Annotated in this window: 16 protein-coding genes and 1 tRNA gene; all 17 read left to right on the forward strand. The window is 26.6% G+C overall.

What is annotated here, in order from left to right; translation table 11 throughout:
- Window positions 1-56 precede the first annotated feature (56 nt).
- The 17 genes from ACEXNK_RS05540 (at window position 57) to ACEXNK_RS05620 (ending at window position 15,705) form a co-directional block, all read left to right on the forward strand.
- Window positions 57-145, forward strand: a tRNA-Ser gene (locus tag ACEXNK_RS05540).
- A 164-nt stretch (window positions 146-309) separates the two neighbouring features.
- Window positions 310-2,433, forward strand: coding sequence for a DEAD/DEAH box helicase (locus ACEXNK_RS05545; RefSeq protein ID WP_373601563.1), 2,124 nt, complete (start codon window positions 310-312; stop codon window positions 2,431-2,433).
- Window positions 2,434-2,556: 123 nt separating this feature from the next.
- Window positions 2,557-2,784, forward strand: coding sequence for a hypothetical protein (locus tag ACEXNK_RS05550; RefSeq protein ID WP_373599096.1), 228 nt, complete (start codon window positions 2,557-2,559; stop codon window positions 2,782-2,784).
- 141 nt (window positions 2,785-2,925) lie between these two features.
- Window positions 2,926-3,216 (forward strand): hypothetical protein, encoded by a 291-nt coding sequence (locus ACEXNK_RS05555; RefSeq protein ID WP_373599095.1) that lies wholly within the window; start codon window positions 2,926-2,928, stop codon window positions 3,214-3,216.
- Between the two features lie 136 nt (window positions 3,217-3,352).
- Window positions 3,353-4,357 (forward strand): LacI family DNA-binding transcriptional regulator, encoded by a 1,005-nt coding sequence (locus ACEXNK_RS05560; protein WP_373599094.1) that lies wholly within the window; start codon window positions 3,353-3,355, stop codon window positions 4,355-4,357.
- A 224-nt stretch (window positions 4,358-4,581) separates the two neighbouring features.
- On the forward strand, window positions 4,582-6,234 hold the full coding sequence (locus tag ACEXNK_RS05565) for a PTS transporter subunit IIBC (protein ID WP_373599093.1): 1,653 nt from the start codon (window positions 4,582-4,584) through the stop codon (window positions 6,232-6,234).
- A 5-nt stretch (window positions 6,235-6,239) separates the two neighbouring features.
- The gene (locus ACEXNK_RS05570; protein WP_373599092.1) at window positions 6,240-7,028 is read left to right on the forward strand and encodes an endonuclease/exonuclease/phosphatase family protein; all 789 of its coding nucleotides are present in this window, start codon (window positions 6,240-6,242) and stop codon (window positions 7,026-7,028) included.
- Window positions 7,029-7,056: 28 nt separating this feature from the next.
- Window positions 7,057-8,718 carry an alpha-glucosidase gene (locus ACEXNK_RS05575; protein WP_373599091.1) on the forward strand — a complete coding sequence of 554 codons (1,662 nt, stop codon included), beginning with the start codon at window positions 7,057-7,059 and terminating at the stop codon, window positions 8,716-8,718.
- 16 nt (window positions 8,719-8,734) lie between these two features.
- Window positions 8,735-9,286 (forward strand): sugar O-acetyltransferase, encoded by a 552-nt coding sequence (locus ACEXNK_RS05580; RefSeq protein ID WP_373599090.1) that lies wholly within the window; start codon window positions 8,735-8,737, stop codon window positions 9,284-9,286.
- Window positions 9,287-9,368: 82 nt separating this feature from the next.
- Window positions 9,369-10,034 carry a hypothetical protein gene (locus ACEXNK_RS05585; RefSeq protein ID WP_373599089.1) on the forward strand — a complete coding sequence of 222 codons (666 nt, stop codon included), beginning with the start codon at window positions 9,369-9,371 and terminating at the stop codon, window positions 10,032-10,034.
- Between the two features lie 62 nt (window positions 10,035-10,096).
- Entirely contained in the window at window positions 10,097-10,285 is a 189-nt protein-coding gene (locus tag ACEXNK_RS05590; RefSeq protein ID WP_373599088.1) for a hypothetical protein, read from the forward strand.
- Window positions 10,286-10,387: 102 nt separating this feature from the next.
- Complete coding sequence (locus tag ACEXNK_RS05595) at window positions 10,388-10,795, forward strand: fascin domain-containing protein (protein ID WP_373599087.1); 408 nt, start codon at window positions 10,388-10,390, stop codon at window positions 10,793-10,795.
- Between the two features lie 17 nt (window positions 10,796-10,812).
- Window positions 10,813-11,088 carry a hypothetical protein gene (locus ACEXNK_RS05600; RefSeq protein ID WP_373599086.1) on the forward strand — a complete coding sequence of 92 codons (276 nt, stop codon included), beginning with the start codon at window positions 10,813-10,815 and terminating at the stop codon, window positions 11,086-11,088.
- Between the two features lie 249 nt (window positions 11,089-11,337).
- Window positions 11,338-12,672 carry an AAA family ATPase gene (locus ACEXNK_RS05605; protein ID WP_373599085.1) on the forward strand — a complete coding sequence of 445 codons (1,335 nt, stop codon included), beginning with the start codon at window positions 11,338-11,340 and terminating at the stop codon, window positions 12,670-12,672.
- Window positions 12,673-12,856: 184 nt separating this feature from the next.
- Window positions 12,857-13,366, forward strand: a complete 510-nt coding sequence (locus ACEXNK_RS05610) for a transcription repressor NadR (protein ID WP_373599084.1) — start codon at window positions 12,857-12,859, stop codon at window positions 13,364-13,366.
- A gap of 85 nt (window positions 13,367-13,451) precedes the next feature.
- Window positions 13,452-14,027, forward strand: a complete 576-nt coding sequence (locus tag ACEXNK_RS05615) for a hypothetical protein (protein WP_373599083.1) — start codon at window positions 13,452-13,454, stop codon at window positions 14,025-14,027.
- 280 nt (window positions 14,028-14,307) lie between these two features.
- Complete coding sequence (locus ACEXNK_RS05620; RefSeq protein WP_373601398.1) at window positions 14,308-15,705, forward strand: C40 family peptidase; 1,398 nt, start codon at window positions 14,308-14,310, stop codon at window positions 15,703-15,705.
- The last annotated feature ends 81 nt before the right edge of the window (window positions 15,706-15,786 follow it).

Here is a 15,786-nt window from a genome sequence, read left to right on the forward strand (position 1 = left end):
TTATAAAAAAGTATTTACAGAATATACTAATTTATGATATATTATATACAGATTAAGGAGAGGTGTCCGAGTGGTTTAAGGAGCTGGTCTTGAAAACCAGTGACTCCGAAAGGGGCCGTGGGTTCGAATCCCACCCTCTCCGCCAGTTTATAAAGTACCTAGTAAGTAGGTGCTTTTTTTATGTTATAGTTATAATTAAAACTCAAATTAACAAAAAAAGAAATAATAAATTAAAAGAGATATCTTAAAGTATAATGTAAGTATATTTTTAGGTATCTCTATTTTTAAAAATAAAAGAAGGTGAAAAAATTGAAAATAAGTACTGTTAAATCTATTATTGAGTCAAATACAGATAAGAATAGATATACAACTGGAACTATGCTATATAAAAATAATTTAGTAAAAAATAGTTATATAAAGAAGGATGGAGAGAATATAAATTTTTATTCTATAGTAGTTAATGAATACAATAAAGAATCTAATACTACTTTAGTTGTAATAAGTGATAGGACAAACAGAATAATTAGTACTAGTTGTGATTGTAATGATTGGTTAAGTAAAAGTGAAAATAACAATACATTTATATGTAGTCATATGGTGGCTACAATATTTCAATGTATAGATGACTTAAAAAAGAAAAAAATAAGTAAAGTTGATAAACATAATTCATTTAATAATGAAATAAAATATGTGAACTTGAATATAAGTGCGGATTTTACAATTGATGAAAATAACAATTTAAACTTTTCGTTTAATATAGGAAAATTAGATAAACGTAGATATAAAGAAATATACAAAACATATAAAGAAAACAAGAGATTATATAAAGTAAGAGATTCGTTATATATAGATTTACATGATAAAGATACAAGAAAACTTTTAGAGTTAATAGATGCGCTTGGGGTTGATAGTGAAATTGAAAATGTAAAAGTTGAAAGTAATAAAGCTTTGTATATTGACAATTATATAAAAGAAAACAATATAAACTTTATAAAAGGAAAAGAATATATAGAAAATATATCTAATAGATTTAATAATCGAACTGATCAAAGTATAGTTCCGAATGGATTGAAAAATATACTAAGAGATTATCAAGTAGAAGGTTTAAACTGGTTTAGAAACATAAGCTTTTATGGATTTGGAGGAATACTAGCAGATGAAATGGGATTGGGGAAAACTTTACAGACAATATCATTTATAATGACAAATAAAAGTAAAAAAAATATAATAATAACTCCAACATCACTTATACATAACTGGAAAAGTGAATTTGAAAAATTTGCACCAAATATAAAAGTAGGAATGGTTTATGGAGATAAAAAAGCAAGAGAATCAATTCTTAAAAATTATAAAGAGTATGATGTTATTTTAACTACATATTCAACTATAAGAAATGATTTAGAAAATTATGAAGGTATTAAATTTGATAACTGTATTATTGATGAAGCTCAGAATATTAAAAATTCAGATGCTATAACTACAAAATCGGTAAAATTTATAAATTCTAAAGTAAGATTTGCTTTAACAGGAACACCTATAGAAAATAATTTAATGGAGTTGTGGTCTATATTTGACTTTATAATGCCTGGTTATTTATATGATAAAAAAGAGTTTCAAGATAGGTTTTTAAATAATGATAATAATGAACTTAAGAAGTTGATAAATCCATTTATTTTAAGAAGAACTAAAAAAGAAGTTATAAAAGAACTTCCAGATAAGATAGAAAAGAAATTTATAGTTGAATTAAATAAAGAGCAAAAAAGAATATATGAAATTTATAATAAAAATGTTTTAGAAAAATTAAAAGATAATAAAAATAATAGCGATAAAATTACTATACTTTCATACTTAACAAAATTAAGACAATTATGTTTACACCCTAAATCCTTATTAAAGGACTACGAAGGCAAAAGTTCTAAAGTTGATACATGTATAGAAATAGTAACAGATGCTATTGAAAATAATAGAAAAATACTTTTATTTTCTCAATTTACTACTATTTTAAAATATATGAAAGAAGAACTGAACAAAAATAATATAAAGTACAGTTATTTAGATGGACAAACTAATTCTAAAGAGCGATTAAGATTAGTTAATGAATTTAACAGTGATGATGAAATAAAGGTATTTTTAATATCATTAAAAGCAGGTGGTACTGGATTGAATTTAACTAGTGCAGATATGGTTATACATTTTGATCCTTGGTGGAATATATCAGTAGAAAATCAAGCAAGTGATAGAGCTCATAGAATAGGACAGAAAAATGTAGTTGAAGTAATAAAGTTAATATCAAAAGGTACTATAGAAGAAAAAATTGTAGAATTACAAGAAAGTAAAAAAGCATTAATAGATGATATTATAGACAATAAGCTATCTAATGCAAAAACACTATCAAATCTAAGTAAAGATGAACTAATAAATTTATTCAAATAGTTATTTTATATTCAAATAATAAGATTCCTATATGTAATTAAGGAACAAAAGAACAAAAAAATACATATTAATATATAAGTAGATAAATCTACTTATATATTAATATGGGAGATGTTTATTAAAATGGCAAAGAAAAAAGTTGAAGAAAACATTAAAAAAGTTACTAAGCCAGTTACAGATGTAGGTAAAGAAGTTTTAAATGGAGCCGGAAATATAGGTAAAGAAACAATAAATACAGGATTAAACGTAGGTAAAGATGTGTTAAATGGCGTTGGGAATATAGCAAAAGAAACAATAAATACAGGTGTAAATGTAGGGAAAAAAGTTAAAGAAAATATAAAAGGTAAATAGTTTTAAAAAGGGAGCTCAATGCTCCCTTTATTAATATACATGTAAATATTGGGATAAACATGAAACGACAAGAAATGACACTTCTAATAGGTTATAATATAAAAAGTGCATAGACATATAGAATGAGAGGAGATTAGAAAATTGGGGAATAAGTTTGTGGCTTTAAAGGAATCGTATCAATTGTTAATTGAGAGTGATAAAATACTTAAAAATAGATTAGATTATGACGGGTTTATCAAAAATATTTCTATAGACCAAGAAAATAAGGTAATCTTAGTAGAAGATAAATTAGGAAGTATTATACAGTATGACGAATGTGATTGTTATACAGCACTTATAAAAATAATTAAGAGATATAAAGATGATAATATAAGTAAAATTTATAAGAATCTAAAAGATATAAGTTTAAAAGTTGAAATGGCACAATTGTAATTATAATAAAAAATAATCTTTGCTTAATTATTTAAGTAAAGATTATTTTTTATTGTTTAAATAAAGATAGGAATAATCTGTTATAATGTATATTGAACTTAAAAATAAAATTATATGAAATAAAAGGAAGTTAAATATGGTTAAAGTTACTATAAAAGATGTAGCAAAAGAAGCAGGGGTAGCAACGTCTACAGTATCAAGAGTTTTATCTAACAACTCAAAAATAAGTGATGAAACTAAAGAAAAAGTACATAAAGCTATAGATAAATTAAATTATAAGCCAAATGCTATAGCTAGAAGTCTAGCAAAAAATAAAACTAGAATACTTGGAGTGATATTACCAAGTGAAGCACAAGATTTGCTTGTAAATTCATTTTTTATAAATGCAATGAAGGGAATGAGCTTATATGCTCAAAGTAAAAACTATTATATTACTTATGTATTTACAAAAGAAAATGAAACAGAATTAGAAAGTATAAAAGAGATAATAAATACAAATTTAATAGAAGGTATAATTCTTTTAAGATCAAAAGAAAATGATCAATGTATAAATTATTTAAAAAATATAAATTTTCCATTTTCAATTATAGGCAGACCAGAGGATTCAGAAGGAATACTGTGGGTTGATAATGATAATTTTCAAGCAACTTACAATATTGCAACTAGATTAATCGAAAAAGGACATAAAAATATTGGTTTTATAGGTGCTATTGAAAATTTAAACATGTCAAAAGATAGACTTAATGGATATAAGATGGCATTAGAAGTAAATGGGATGAGTATAAATGAAAATATAATTATTCATGCCAAAGATTTTACGGAAGATGAAGGATACATATGTACAAAAAAGCTAATTAAACATAATGAGTTAAGTGCGATTATAGCAACTGATGATGTATTAGCTTTTGGAGCTAGAAAAATATTAAAAGAAGAAGACATAGATAATATATCTTTAGTAGGATTTAATGATACCCAATTAGATAAGTATCAGACACCACCACTAGCATCTGTTAATATAAATGCAGATGAACTGGGATATCATGTCACTAGGTTGTTAATTGAAAAATTAGAAAATAGTGAGTGTAAATGTAGTCATTTTATAGTAAAAACAGAATTTATAGAAAGAGAATCATTTATATAAAAACAAGCTATGTATAATTAAGACATAGCTTGTTTTTATATAAATGCAACCGATTGCATTAGAATGGATTTATTTTATAATTAAATTATAAAATAAATCCAATAAATTGTTGAAAACATTTTCATGGCGTGATATACTAAGACTGTAAAAAGGAAAATAATTAAAACAAATAAATTTTTTTAACAAATTATGCAATCGATTGCATAGAAAGAAAGGGGATTAATATGAGTAATAAAACTAAACTAATATCTTTTGATTTTTGGCAAAAACTAGGTAAAGCGTTATTAGTAGTTATAGCGGTTATGCCAGCAGCAGGACTTATGGTTTCAATAGGTAAACTTATAGGGATGTCATCAGATGCACACATTATTATGACTACAGCTAAGGTTGTAGAAGATATAGGTTGGGGAATAATAGGGAATCTACATATATTATTTGCTGTGGCTATAGGTGGTTCTTGGGCTAAAGAACGTGCAGGTGGATCATTTGCAGCTGTAATTGCGTTTATACTAATAAATAGAATAACAGGAGTTTTACTTGGAGTAAACTCAGAAATGCTATTAGACCCTAACGCAACAGTAACATCACTAACAGGATCTACATTAGTAGTTAAAGATTATTTTACATCTATACTAGGTGCGCCAGCTCTTAATATGGGAGTATTTGTTGGTATTATATCAGGATTTATGGGGGCAGTACTATATAATAAGTTCTATAACTTTGATAAGTTGCCAAAAGCTTTAGCATTTTTCAATGGAAAACGTTTTGTACCGTTTGTAGTTATATTAGGTTCAGTAGTAGGAGCTATAATATTATCTATAGTATGGCCATTTGCGCAAGGAGCATTAAATGCATTTGGAGTTTGGATAGCATCTTCTAAAGATACAGCACCAGTACTAGCACCATTTGTATACGGAACACTTGAAAGATTATTATTACCATTTGGACTTCATCATATGATAACAGTTCCTATGAATTATACAGAACTAGGTGGTGTGTACCATATAGCTACTGGAGCAGCAGCGGGAACTACAGTTGCAGGGCAAGATCCATTATGGTTAGCTTGGATAACAGATTTAATAAACTTTAAATCAGCAGGGGATATTTCAGCATATAACAACTTACTAACAAGTATAACACCAGCTCGTTTTAAAGCAGGACAAGTTATATTATCAACTGCATCACTTGCAGGTATATCTTTAGCAATGTATAAAAATGTAGATAAAGATAAAAAGAAAAATTATAAACCTATATTTATATCAGCTATGTTAGCTTGTTTCTTAACAGGAGTTACAGAGCCTATAGAATTTATGTTTATGTTTATATCACCAATATTATACTTAGTATATGCACTGCTTACAGGATTAGGGTTTGCTCTTGCAGATATAATAAACTTAAGAGTTCATGCGTTTGGATTTATAGAATTTTTAACTCGTACGCCAATGCTTATAAAAGCAGGACTTACAATGGATTTAGTTAACTTCTTTATATCATGTGTAGTATTTTTCTTATTAAATTATGTAGTATTTAATTTCTTAATTAAGAAATTTAACATAGCAACTCCAGGTCGTAAAGGTAATTATATAGAAGAAGGCAATGAAGAAAATGAGAAAAGCGAATCTGCTAATATAGATCAAGATGTACTATCTGGTAAGATAATAAATCTACTTGGAGGAGCAGATAATATAGAAGATGTTGATGCATGTATGACAAGACTAAGAGTTACAGTAAAAGATGTTGGCTTAGTTGGAAGTGAAAAAGAGTGGAAAGCGCTGGGAGCGCTAGGTCTTATAGTAAAAGATAGAGGAGTACAAGCTATATATGGACCAAAAGCAGATGTTTTAAAATCAAATATACTAGATATGTTAGGAGCGTAATAAAATTGAGACTTTTAACACTAAACTGTCATTCGTGGCAAGAAGATAAGCAACTTGATAAGATTAAATATATAGCAAAAGTAATAAATGAAAAAAATTATGATGTAATAGCTCTTCAAGAAGTAAGTCAACTAATAGAAGCTAATATAGCTTATGATAATGTAAAGGATAATAATTTTGCATTATTATTGAAATACGAGCTAAATAAATTAGGAAACCATGAATATGATTTTTATTGGGATATTTCTCATATAGGATATGATATTTATGAAGAGGGGCTTTGTCTTATGACAAAGCTTCCTATAGTTAATAAAGAAACGTTTTATATATCAAAAAGCAAAGATATAAATTTTTGGAAAACTAGAAAGATAGTAAAGCTTGATATAAAATACAGTGATAAAAAAATTAGTTTTTATTCTTGTCATTTGGGGTGGTGGAATGACTTAGATGAGCCATTTAAATATCAAGCAAACAACTTACTAGAAAAAATAAAAAATGATGATTTAGCATTTTTAATGGGAGACTTTAATAATAATGCAAATATAAGGTATGAAGGATATGACTATCTTAGTGAAGCGTTATTAGATACATATAAATTAGCAAAAGAAAAAGACGATGGAATTACAGTCAAGGGAAATATAGCTGGATGGGATAAAAATAAAGATGAATTAAGGTTAGACTTAGTCTTTACTAATAAAGATATAGATGTTATTAGTTCTAAAGTTATATTTAATGGATTAAATAAAGAAATAGTATCAGATCATTACGGAGTAGAGATAGAGATAAGTATATAAAGTTTGGAAATTATGGAGGTTTAGAAATATGAAAAAAGTTTGGTGGAAAGAAGCTGTAGCTTACCAGGTATACCCAAGAAGTTTTTTTGATTCTAATAATGATGGAATCGGGGATTTAAGAGGAATTATAGAAAAATTAGATTATATAAAAGATTTAGGTATAGATGTTATATGGGTATCACCTTTTTATAAATCTCCTAATGACGATAATGGATATGATATAAGTGATTATAAAGATATAATGGATGAGTTTGGAACTATGGAGGATTTTGATGAATTACTAGATCAAGTGCATAAAAGAGGAATGAAATTAATTGTTGATTTAGTAATAAATCATACTAGTGATGAACATCCTTGGTTTATAGAGTCTAGATCTTCAAAAGAGAATCCTAAGAGAGATTGGTATATATGGAGAGATGGAAATGAAAATAAAGAACCTAACAATTGGGAAAGTATATTTGGAGGTTCAGCTTGGGAGAAAGATGAAGAAAGTAATCAGTATTACTTACATTTATTTACTAAGAAGCAACCAGATTTAAATTGGAAAAATAAAGAAATGAGATCAGCAATATATGAGATGATGAATTGGTGGTTAGAAAAAGGTATAGATGGGTTTAGAGTAGATGCTATAAGTCATATAAATAAAGAAGAAGGACTTTTAGATATGCCTAATCCTGATAATTTAAAATATGTTTCATCTTTTGATAAGCATATGAATGTAGATGGAATACATAAGTATTTAAAAGATATAAAGGAAAATACTTATTCTAAATATGACGTTATGACTGTTGGAGAAGCTAATGGAGTAACTCCAGAAGATGCGCATCTATGGGTATCTGAAGAAGAAGGTAAATTTGATATGGTATTCCAATTTGAACATTTAGATTTATGGAATAATGATATGAACAAGCAATTAGATTTAGTGAAATTCAAAAAGGTTTTAAGCAAATGGCAATATGCACTTCATAATACTGGGTGGAATGCTTTATTTATAGAAAATCATGATATTCCTAGAATTGTATCTATGCTAGGAAATGATAATGAACACTGGTATGAAAGTGCAACATGCTTAGGGCTTATGTACTTTATGCAAGAGGGAACTCCTTTTATATATCAAGGTCAAGAAATAGGTATGACAAATGTTGAGTTTGAAAGTATCGAAGATTATAATGACGTAAGAACTAAAAATGAATATTATTTGGGCTTAGAAAATGGAATGAAACATGATGAATTAATAAAAAGATCTTGGAGATTATCAAGAGATAATGCAAGAACTCCAATGCAATGGAATAATACAGACTATGCAGGGTTTAGTAAAACTAAGCCTTGGATAAATGTAAATCCTAATTTTAAAAATATTAATGTAGAAAATCAACTAAAAGATGAAAATTCAATACTTAATTTTTACAAGCAGATGATAAAAGTTAGAAAATCAGATGACACTCTAGTATATGGAAAATATAAACTTATATTAGAAGAAGATAAAAACATATATGCGTATGAAAGAGTTCTAGAAGACAAAAAATTTGTTGTTATAACAAATATGTCAAATAATAATATTATATATAGCAATAAATCTCAACAACTTAGATATGAAAATTTAGTGTTATCAAATATAGATGTAAAACAGCATAAAATAACCGATAAAATAGAACTAAGACCATGGGAAGCTAGAATGTATAAATTATAGTTTATAGGGGGATTAAATGAGCGAAAAAGAGAAGATGTTAAGAGGTGAAGGGTATATAGCATCAGATAAAGAATTAGTTAAGGATAGAAAAAATGCAAGAAAATTAACTAGAATGTACAATCAAACAACAGAAGATGAAGATAAAAAAAGAAGTGAAATACTAAAAAACTTATTAGGTACTATTGGGAATAATATATTTATAGAACCTAATTTTAGATGTGATTATGGGTATAATATTCATTTAGGAGAAAACTTTTTTTCAAACTTTGATTGTATAATGCTCGATATATGCAAAATCAATATAGGTGATAATGTAATGTTTGGTCCAGGAGTACACATTTATACTGCATATCACCCTATAGATAGTACTTCAAGAATATCTGGAATAGAGTATGGCTCACCTGTTAACATTGGAGATAATGTTTGGATTGGAGGTAAAACCATAATAAATCCAGGAGTTAATATAGGAGAAAATACAGTTATAGGTTCTGGGAGTGTTGTAGTTAAAGATATACCAGCAAATTGTGTTGCTGTAGGAAATCCTTGTAAGGTAATAAAAAAAATATAGTAAATACAAAACTATTAAGAATTAAAATGGAAAATACCACATATAAAAACTAATAAAATAAGTTTTTATATGTGGAGGGGTTATGGAAGATTTATTATCTAAAATAGATATAATGAAAAATAACTTACAGATTAAAGATATAAAATCAATAAACAAAAATAAGTTTAAGACTATACCCACAAAAGATATTAACAAGGATAATGAACTAATTGTTAAGGAATATAATTATTATGTAAAATTAACAAAAAAAATAAAAAGATATTTAAAAAATGATGAAAACATAGTATTTGAAATTAATAGAGATAGGTTTAATAGAATAATATGTCTAATGACTAACTTAAAGAAAAGTGAACTAGATGTATTTTTTTATATTGACATAAGATTAATTACAGGAAATACAAAAGATACTTTTATGAGGTGTACTTATTATAATAAAGATATGGCTATATTACATATAAATGAATTTTCATCAGGAAAACCAAATAATGGATATGGAAGCATTATATTAAAAAAATTGGATTACATAGTAGAAGAAATTAATATAAGGCTAGATGCATATAACCATTATTATGAAGATTATAAATTTAATTATATATATAAAATAGAAGGTTTAGCTATACCTACAAAAAGTATAATAAATCAAGAAAATTTAAATAAAATATATAGAAAATATGGTTTTTTAGTAAATGAAACAGATAATATGAAAATTGAAAAATATATTAGAATCAATCACTTAATATATAACTAGAATATGAACTTAGTTTTTGGATAAATTAAATATGAAACATATATCATCTAGGAGGAGTTATTATGAATAACAATAAAAATAGACACAAAGATAGACCAAAAACTAATGCAGAAAAAAGAAAGATATTATCAGAGCATGGATCAGAAATAGGTATAATTGACGGTAAGAAAATAGGAGCTAGAAATTCTGGATCTACAAAAACTAGAGATGAAAAATTATATAATAAAATAGGCAAAAAAGGAACGTATTAATAAAAATAGGTATGATGTTTTAACATCATACCTATTTTTATTAACCAATATATACATAAATCATAATATATAAAAAGACATTTGAATTTTAGGAGGTATATTATGAATTTAGATTATTGCATTAGAAATAAGGAAACAATAAAAGTCAAAATAAAGTCAGAGTATTCCGAGGAGTTTGTAGTTGTAGAATATGACGATTACTTGTATGCTACTGGAAATAAACCTAATAAAAATGGTGTTTTTATATTAAATATAAGTGAAAATGGGAATGTAAAGATCAAACTAGATGGAGGGGACTATATAAGATTAGATAATAAAAACTTTCTAATAGCTGATACAGATAAAGAAGGTGCAACTAAATTTAAAGTTTATAAAGTCGATAATAAATTATATGTATTAAAAGCACCAAATGGATATTATGTAAGAGTCAGAGAAGATGATAAGAGATTAGCGGCTAAAGCAGAGGGAACAGGAGAAAAGACAAGATTCAAGTTTAAAGAAGTTGATTAATGAATAGGGGGATTATAATGAAATATTCAAGCTATAAAATAGGGAATATAATAAAAATACAAGATATAGAAGGTCAGCCATATAAATTTATAACTATTGGAACAGATCCAAGTGATATATATACTTTTACAAAGTTAATTTACAGTGATGAAACTTTAATAGTAGATTGTGAATATAATGAAATAAGTATAGATGATTTAAAAATAGGAGATAAAGTAGTAGCATACCATTCTAATATAATGACACTTAGTATACCACCGCAAACTCAAGTATATATAATAGAAGTTAAATAACTTTTTACACATCTGTATCAAAATATAACTAATTAATATTTTGATACAGTTTTTTATTGGAAGGGATTATTAATAGAGAGATAATCGTATCATATTTTAAAATTCAAAAATTCAGTATTATTATATGGATATAAAGTTAAATTATAAATAAAAATTAAATATAATTAGGTAGAATAAAATATTCATATAAGTATTTATTAATTCATATATTTTAACTAAGGTATATTATAGAAAAGGAGAGTGATTGTAATGGCTAAGGATATAGTTATAGATTTTTTAACCAAACTATCTATAGATATAGAAAATAAAGCTAATGTAGATGTAAGTTATAGCCAACAAAGAGATTACTTTTCTAGTGGCAAAATACTAGGGCAACCTATATACTATGTATTTAAATATTTTAGAAAAGAACAGCAATTAGGTATGTATATAGAATCAAGGGATTGTGAAGGAGCTCAGTTTTTAAAAGATATATACTATGAAAAAAATGAATTTATATCAAGAAAAGTTGGGTATGAAATAAGTATAAGTGAAAGAAAGCAAAATAAAGATTGGGTAAGAATGGGCTTTGAGATAGACGTAGATAATTTTAATGAACTTATGGAATATAAAAAGTTATATTTCCATGCATTTTTAAAATTTAAAGGATCAATAGAAAAAATAGTTGAAAAGTATGTAGATGCAATATTTAATTTTACAGGAAATTTTGGATATACAAAGACAGAATTACTGAGAGAAGTATACATGGATGAAGAGGTTTTAGATGATATAATATTCAATTTAGATAGAAAGAAAAATATAATACTTCAAGGGCCTTATGGAGTTGGAAAAACATTTATAGCTAAAAAAATATGTTACTTTCATCAAGGAAATAGAGATAATTCAAATATAGAAATGGTACAATTTCATGAGCATTATACATATGAATCTTTTATAAGAGGGAACAATAAAGGAGTTAACGGAGAAGAGTATATAAGAGATGGTATTTTTTATAAATTTATAAAAAGAGCACAAAATTATCCTGAACATAAACATTACTTCATAATAGATGAAATAAATAGAGTAGATTTAAATAAAATATTTGGAGATATAAATTTGATTATAGAAAATAATAAGCGTGGAAAAGAATACTCTATAAAACTTTTAAATAGTGAAAAAGATGAGATTTTTTATATACCAGAAAATGTATATATTATAGGCACTATGAATGTTGCGGGTTATAAAACTAATAGAATAGAATATCCAATAAGAAGAAGATTTGGATTTATAGATATAGAGCCAGTGTTTGATAATATAGACTTTAGAAATTATCTTGGAGAACATATTGGTGTTGAAATGGCAGATAAAGTAATAAGCAAAATGATTAATTTAAATAAAATAATAGAGGAAGATGAAACACTAGGGAAAGATTATAAAATAGGTCAAAGCTATTTTATGGGAAATGACAGGATCGATGAATATCAAGTATATAGTTGGTATAGGCAAATTATAAAAAAAGAAATAGAACCTATATTAAAAGTTCATATGAAGAGCAAAGAAAAGAAATACATAGATAATATAATAAAAAATTTAATTGATGAATAAAAAGTCCTTGGATATATACATATAGAGGGCTTTTTGTATATATAAAAAATTTTATAATATAAAGCTGTGTTGATAAATTTATGTTATAACTATATAAATAAAATACAGTGCAATTTTTATTAGATAGATATGTGAAATATAATATATAATATATATGTATAAAACAAGATAAGGAGAATGTCATATGAATGGTAGTAACAGAAGGATAAAAATTTTAGAACTTTTAAAAAATAAACAAAAAGCAGTAAGTGGATCAGAGTTATCTAAAATATTAGCTGTAAGTAGACAAGTTATTGTTTCTGATATAGCACTACTTAGAGCATCAGGAGAAGCTATATTATCAACACCTAAAGGTTATGTAATTGATGATAGAGAAAATGAAAATTATATATATAAAACTATAGCATGTAAACATAAAAAAAATCTTATAGAAGAAGAACTAAATTTAATTGTAGATGAAGGTGCTACAGTAGTTAATGTTATAGTTGAACATAGTGTATATGGGCAAATAACTGGAGATTTACATTTGTCTTCAAGAAGAGATATAAGAGAATTTATGAAAAAATTAGATAAAGACACAACTCCATTGTCACAACTTACAGATGGGATACATTTACATACTATAAAGTGTAAAGATACAGAAACTCTAGAAAATGTAATTAATGTGTTAAGAGAAGGTGGATATACATTATAACGTTGACAAATTTATATATAGACTATACACTTATAATTACATGTGTAAAGACAGATGTGATTATAAGTGTATAGGGGGATTATTTATGAATAAAAGGACGAATACTAAAACAGTTGTTATATCAGCAATATTATGTGCATTAGGAATTATAATACCTATGTTTTCACCGATTAAGGTAATATTAGAGCCTGCATCGTTTACATTAGCTAGCCACGTAGCTATATTTATGGCTATGTTTATATCTCCATCAACTGCTATATTTGTAACAATAGGGACTACGGTAGGTTTTTTGATAGGAGGATTTCCGATAGTTATAGTATTAAGAGCACTTAGTCATTTAGGATTTGTAATTATAGGATCTATTTACTTAAAGAAACATAGCAAGTCCATAAAATCTATAAAATCATCTTTAGGATGTTCGTTTATTATTGGAATGGTACATGCAATATGTGAAATTTTAGTTGTTATACCTTTTTATTTTGGATCAGATTTAGCAAGTGGATATTATGAACATGGATTTATGGTATCTATAATAGGTTTAGTTGGTATTGGGACTATAATACATAGTATGTTGGATTTTGGATTATCTGTATACATATGGAACTTAATTCCTAAAAATTTTAGGAGTATAAGTGAACTAAATGAAGTTGTTAATAGTTAAAATATAAAAAAACAGTTAATATTAACTGTTTTTTTATATTTTTAATGGAAATTTTTGATATAAATATTAAAATTAATACAAAAATCAGTTATAATATAAAATATGATAGGAAATTTAAACTAAATGTAGAAAAATATATATTAATTCACAAAAAATTCATATTGATGATATATTATGTATTTAAAAGTATGAATTAATATGATTTAAAGGTTACAAAAAATATACAAATTTTGAAAATTTACTAATGATTAGTATGTGTAATAACGAAGGGAGATTAAGTATGTTTGATAGAAAAATTGCAACAGCTATATCTATAACATCTTTAGGTATAGTACTATCAGGAACATCGGTATTTGCTGATACGAAAACAGGAACAGTAACAGCAAGTGCATTAAATATAAGAAGTGGACCATCTACAAGTTATTCTATAGTAGGATATGCATCTAAAGGGAATAATTTACAAATATTAGAAACATCAAATGGGTGGTATAAAGTTAAATTATCTAATGGAAAAATTGGATGGGGAAGTGGAAAATATATAAATGTATCAGGAGAATCATCAAATACAGGTACTCCATCAACAAGCAAAACAGGAACAGTAACAGCTGATGCATTACATGTAAGAACAGGACCATCTACTGGACATAGCAAAATAACTAAAGTATATAAAGGCCAAAATGTAGATGTATTAGAAAGTTCAAATGGATGGCATAAGATAAAAACTCCAAGTGGTCATATAGGATGGTCAAGTGGAGATTATATAAGTTTATCAGGAGGATCTGATAGTGGATCAGGAGGATCTGATAGTGGTAATACTGATGATTCATTAGCAGGTAAAACAGGAACAGTAACAGCAAGTGCATTAAATGTAAGAAGCGGACCGTCTACTAGTAATGGTGTAATAGGTACAACTTATAGAGGTAACAGTGTTCAAATAATAACAAGTTCAAATGGATGGCATAAAGTTAAGTTATCAAATGGACAAGTAGGATGGGTAAGTGGTAAATATATAAGCTTATCAGGACAAGGTGGAGGAGGAGATATAGATACTCCATCAACTGGTAAAACAGGAACAGTAACAGCAAGTGCATTAAATGTAAGAAGTGGACCATCTACTAGTAACTCAATAGTAGGAAAAGTTTATAAAGGAAATTCTGTTGAAATATTAGACAGTTCAAATGGATGGCATAAAGTTAAGTTATCAAACGGACAAGTGGGATGGGCAAGTGCTCAATATATATCTACATCTGGATCTGGAAGTGGAGGAGATTCTACTAATCCAGACGGAGGAGGATCTGTAGATACAAATAAAGCTCAAGCTATAGTAAATACAGCTAAAGCACAACTTGGAAAACCATATGTTTGGGGAGCTGAAGGGCCTAATAGCTTTGACTGTTCTGGATTAATATACTATGTATATGGACAAAATGGAATAAACCTTCCTAGAACATCAAGAGAACAAGCTAATGTAGGAACTACTATAAGTCAATCACAATTACAACCAGGAGATTTAATATTCTCAAGTACTGATGGAAGCGGTGGAGTTTCACATGTAGGTATATATATAGGTAATGGACAAATGATACATGCGCCACAAGCAGGAGATGTTGTTAAAGTTACAAATGCAAATTCTTCATATTGGCAAAGTACTTTTGTAAAAGCTAAAAGAGTTATATAGATATTAAGGTATAGGGAGATATTTTATTTTAAATATCTCCCTATATTAATTTTACACAAATTTAACGTAGAATTTTTTATT

The organism is Paraclostridium bifermentans (assembly GCF_964259345.1).
GTDB classification, from domain to species: Bacteria; Bacillota; Clostridia; order Peptostreptococcales; family Peptostreptococcaceae; genus Paraclostridium; species Paraclostridium bifermentans_B.

What these genes read in the sequence shown, in the direction of transcription:
- ACEXNK_RS05550 (WP_373599096.1), top strand. Translation starts at nt 2,557, where the DNA reads ATGGCAAAGAAAAAAGTTGAAGAAAACATTAAAAAAGTTACTAAGCCA.
- ACEXNK_RS05560 (WP_373599094.1), top strand. Translation starts at nt 3,353, where the DNA reads ATGGTTAAAGTTACTATAAAAGATGTAGCAAAAGAAGCAGGGGTAGCA.
- ACEXNK_RS05565 (WP_373599093.1), top strand. Translation starts at nt 4,582, where the DNA reads ATGAGTAATAAAACTAAACTAATATCTTTTGATTTTTGGCAAAAACTA.
- ACEXNK_RS05575 (WP_373599091.1), top strand. Translation starts at nt 7,057, where the DNA reads ATGAAAAAAGTTTGGTGGAAAGAAGCTGTAGCTTACCAGGTATACCCA.
- ACEXNK_RS05580 (WP_373599090.1), top strand. Translation starts at nt 8,735, where the DNA reads ATGAGCGAAAAAGAGAAGATGTTAAGAGGTGAAGGGTATATAGCATCA.
- ACEXNK_RS05585 (WP_373599089.1), top strand. Translation starts at nt 9,369, where the DNA reads ATGGAAGATTTATTATCTAAAATAGATATAATGAAAAATAACTTACAG.
- ACEXNK_RS05590 (WP_373599088.1), top strand. Translation starts at nt 10,097, where the DNA reads ATGAATAACAATAAAAATAGACACAAAGATAGACCAAAAACTAATGCA.
- ACEXNK_RS05595 (WP_373599087.1), top strand. Translation starts at nt 10,388, where the DNA reads ATGAATTTAGATTATTGCATTAGAAATAAGGAAACAATAAAAGTCAAA.
- ACEXNK_RS05600 (WP_373599086.1), top strand. Translation starts at nt 10,813, where the DNA reads ATGAAATATTCAAGCTATAAAATAGGGAATATAATAAAAATACAAGAT.
- ACEXNK_RS05605 (WP_373599085.1), top strand. Translation starts at nt 11,338, where the DNA reads ATGGCTAAGGATATAGTTATAGATTTTTTAACCAAACTATCTATAGAT.
- ACEXNK_RS05610 (WP_373599084.1), top strand. Translation starts at nt 12,857, where the DNA reads ATGAATGGTAGTAACAGAAGGATAAAAATTTTAGAACTTTTAAAAAAT.
- ACEXNK_RS05615 (WP_373599083.1), top strand. Translation starts at nt 13,452, where the DNA reads ATGAATAAAAGGACGAATACTAAAACAGTTGTTATATCAGCAATATTA.
- ACEXNK_RS05620 (WP_373601398.1), top strand. Translation starts at nt 14,308, where the DNA reads ATGTTTGATAGAAAAATTGCAACAGCTATATCTATAACATCTTTAGGT.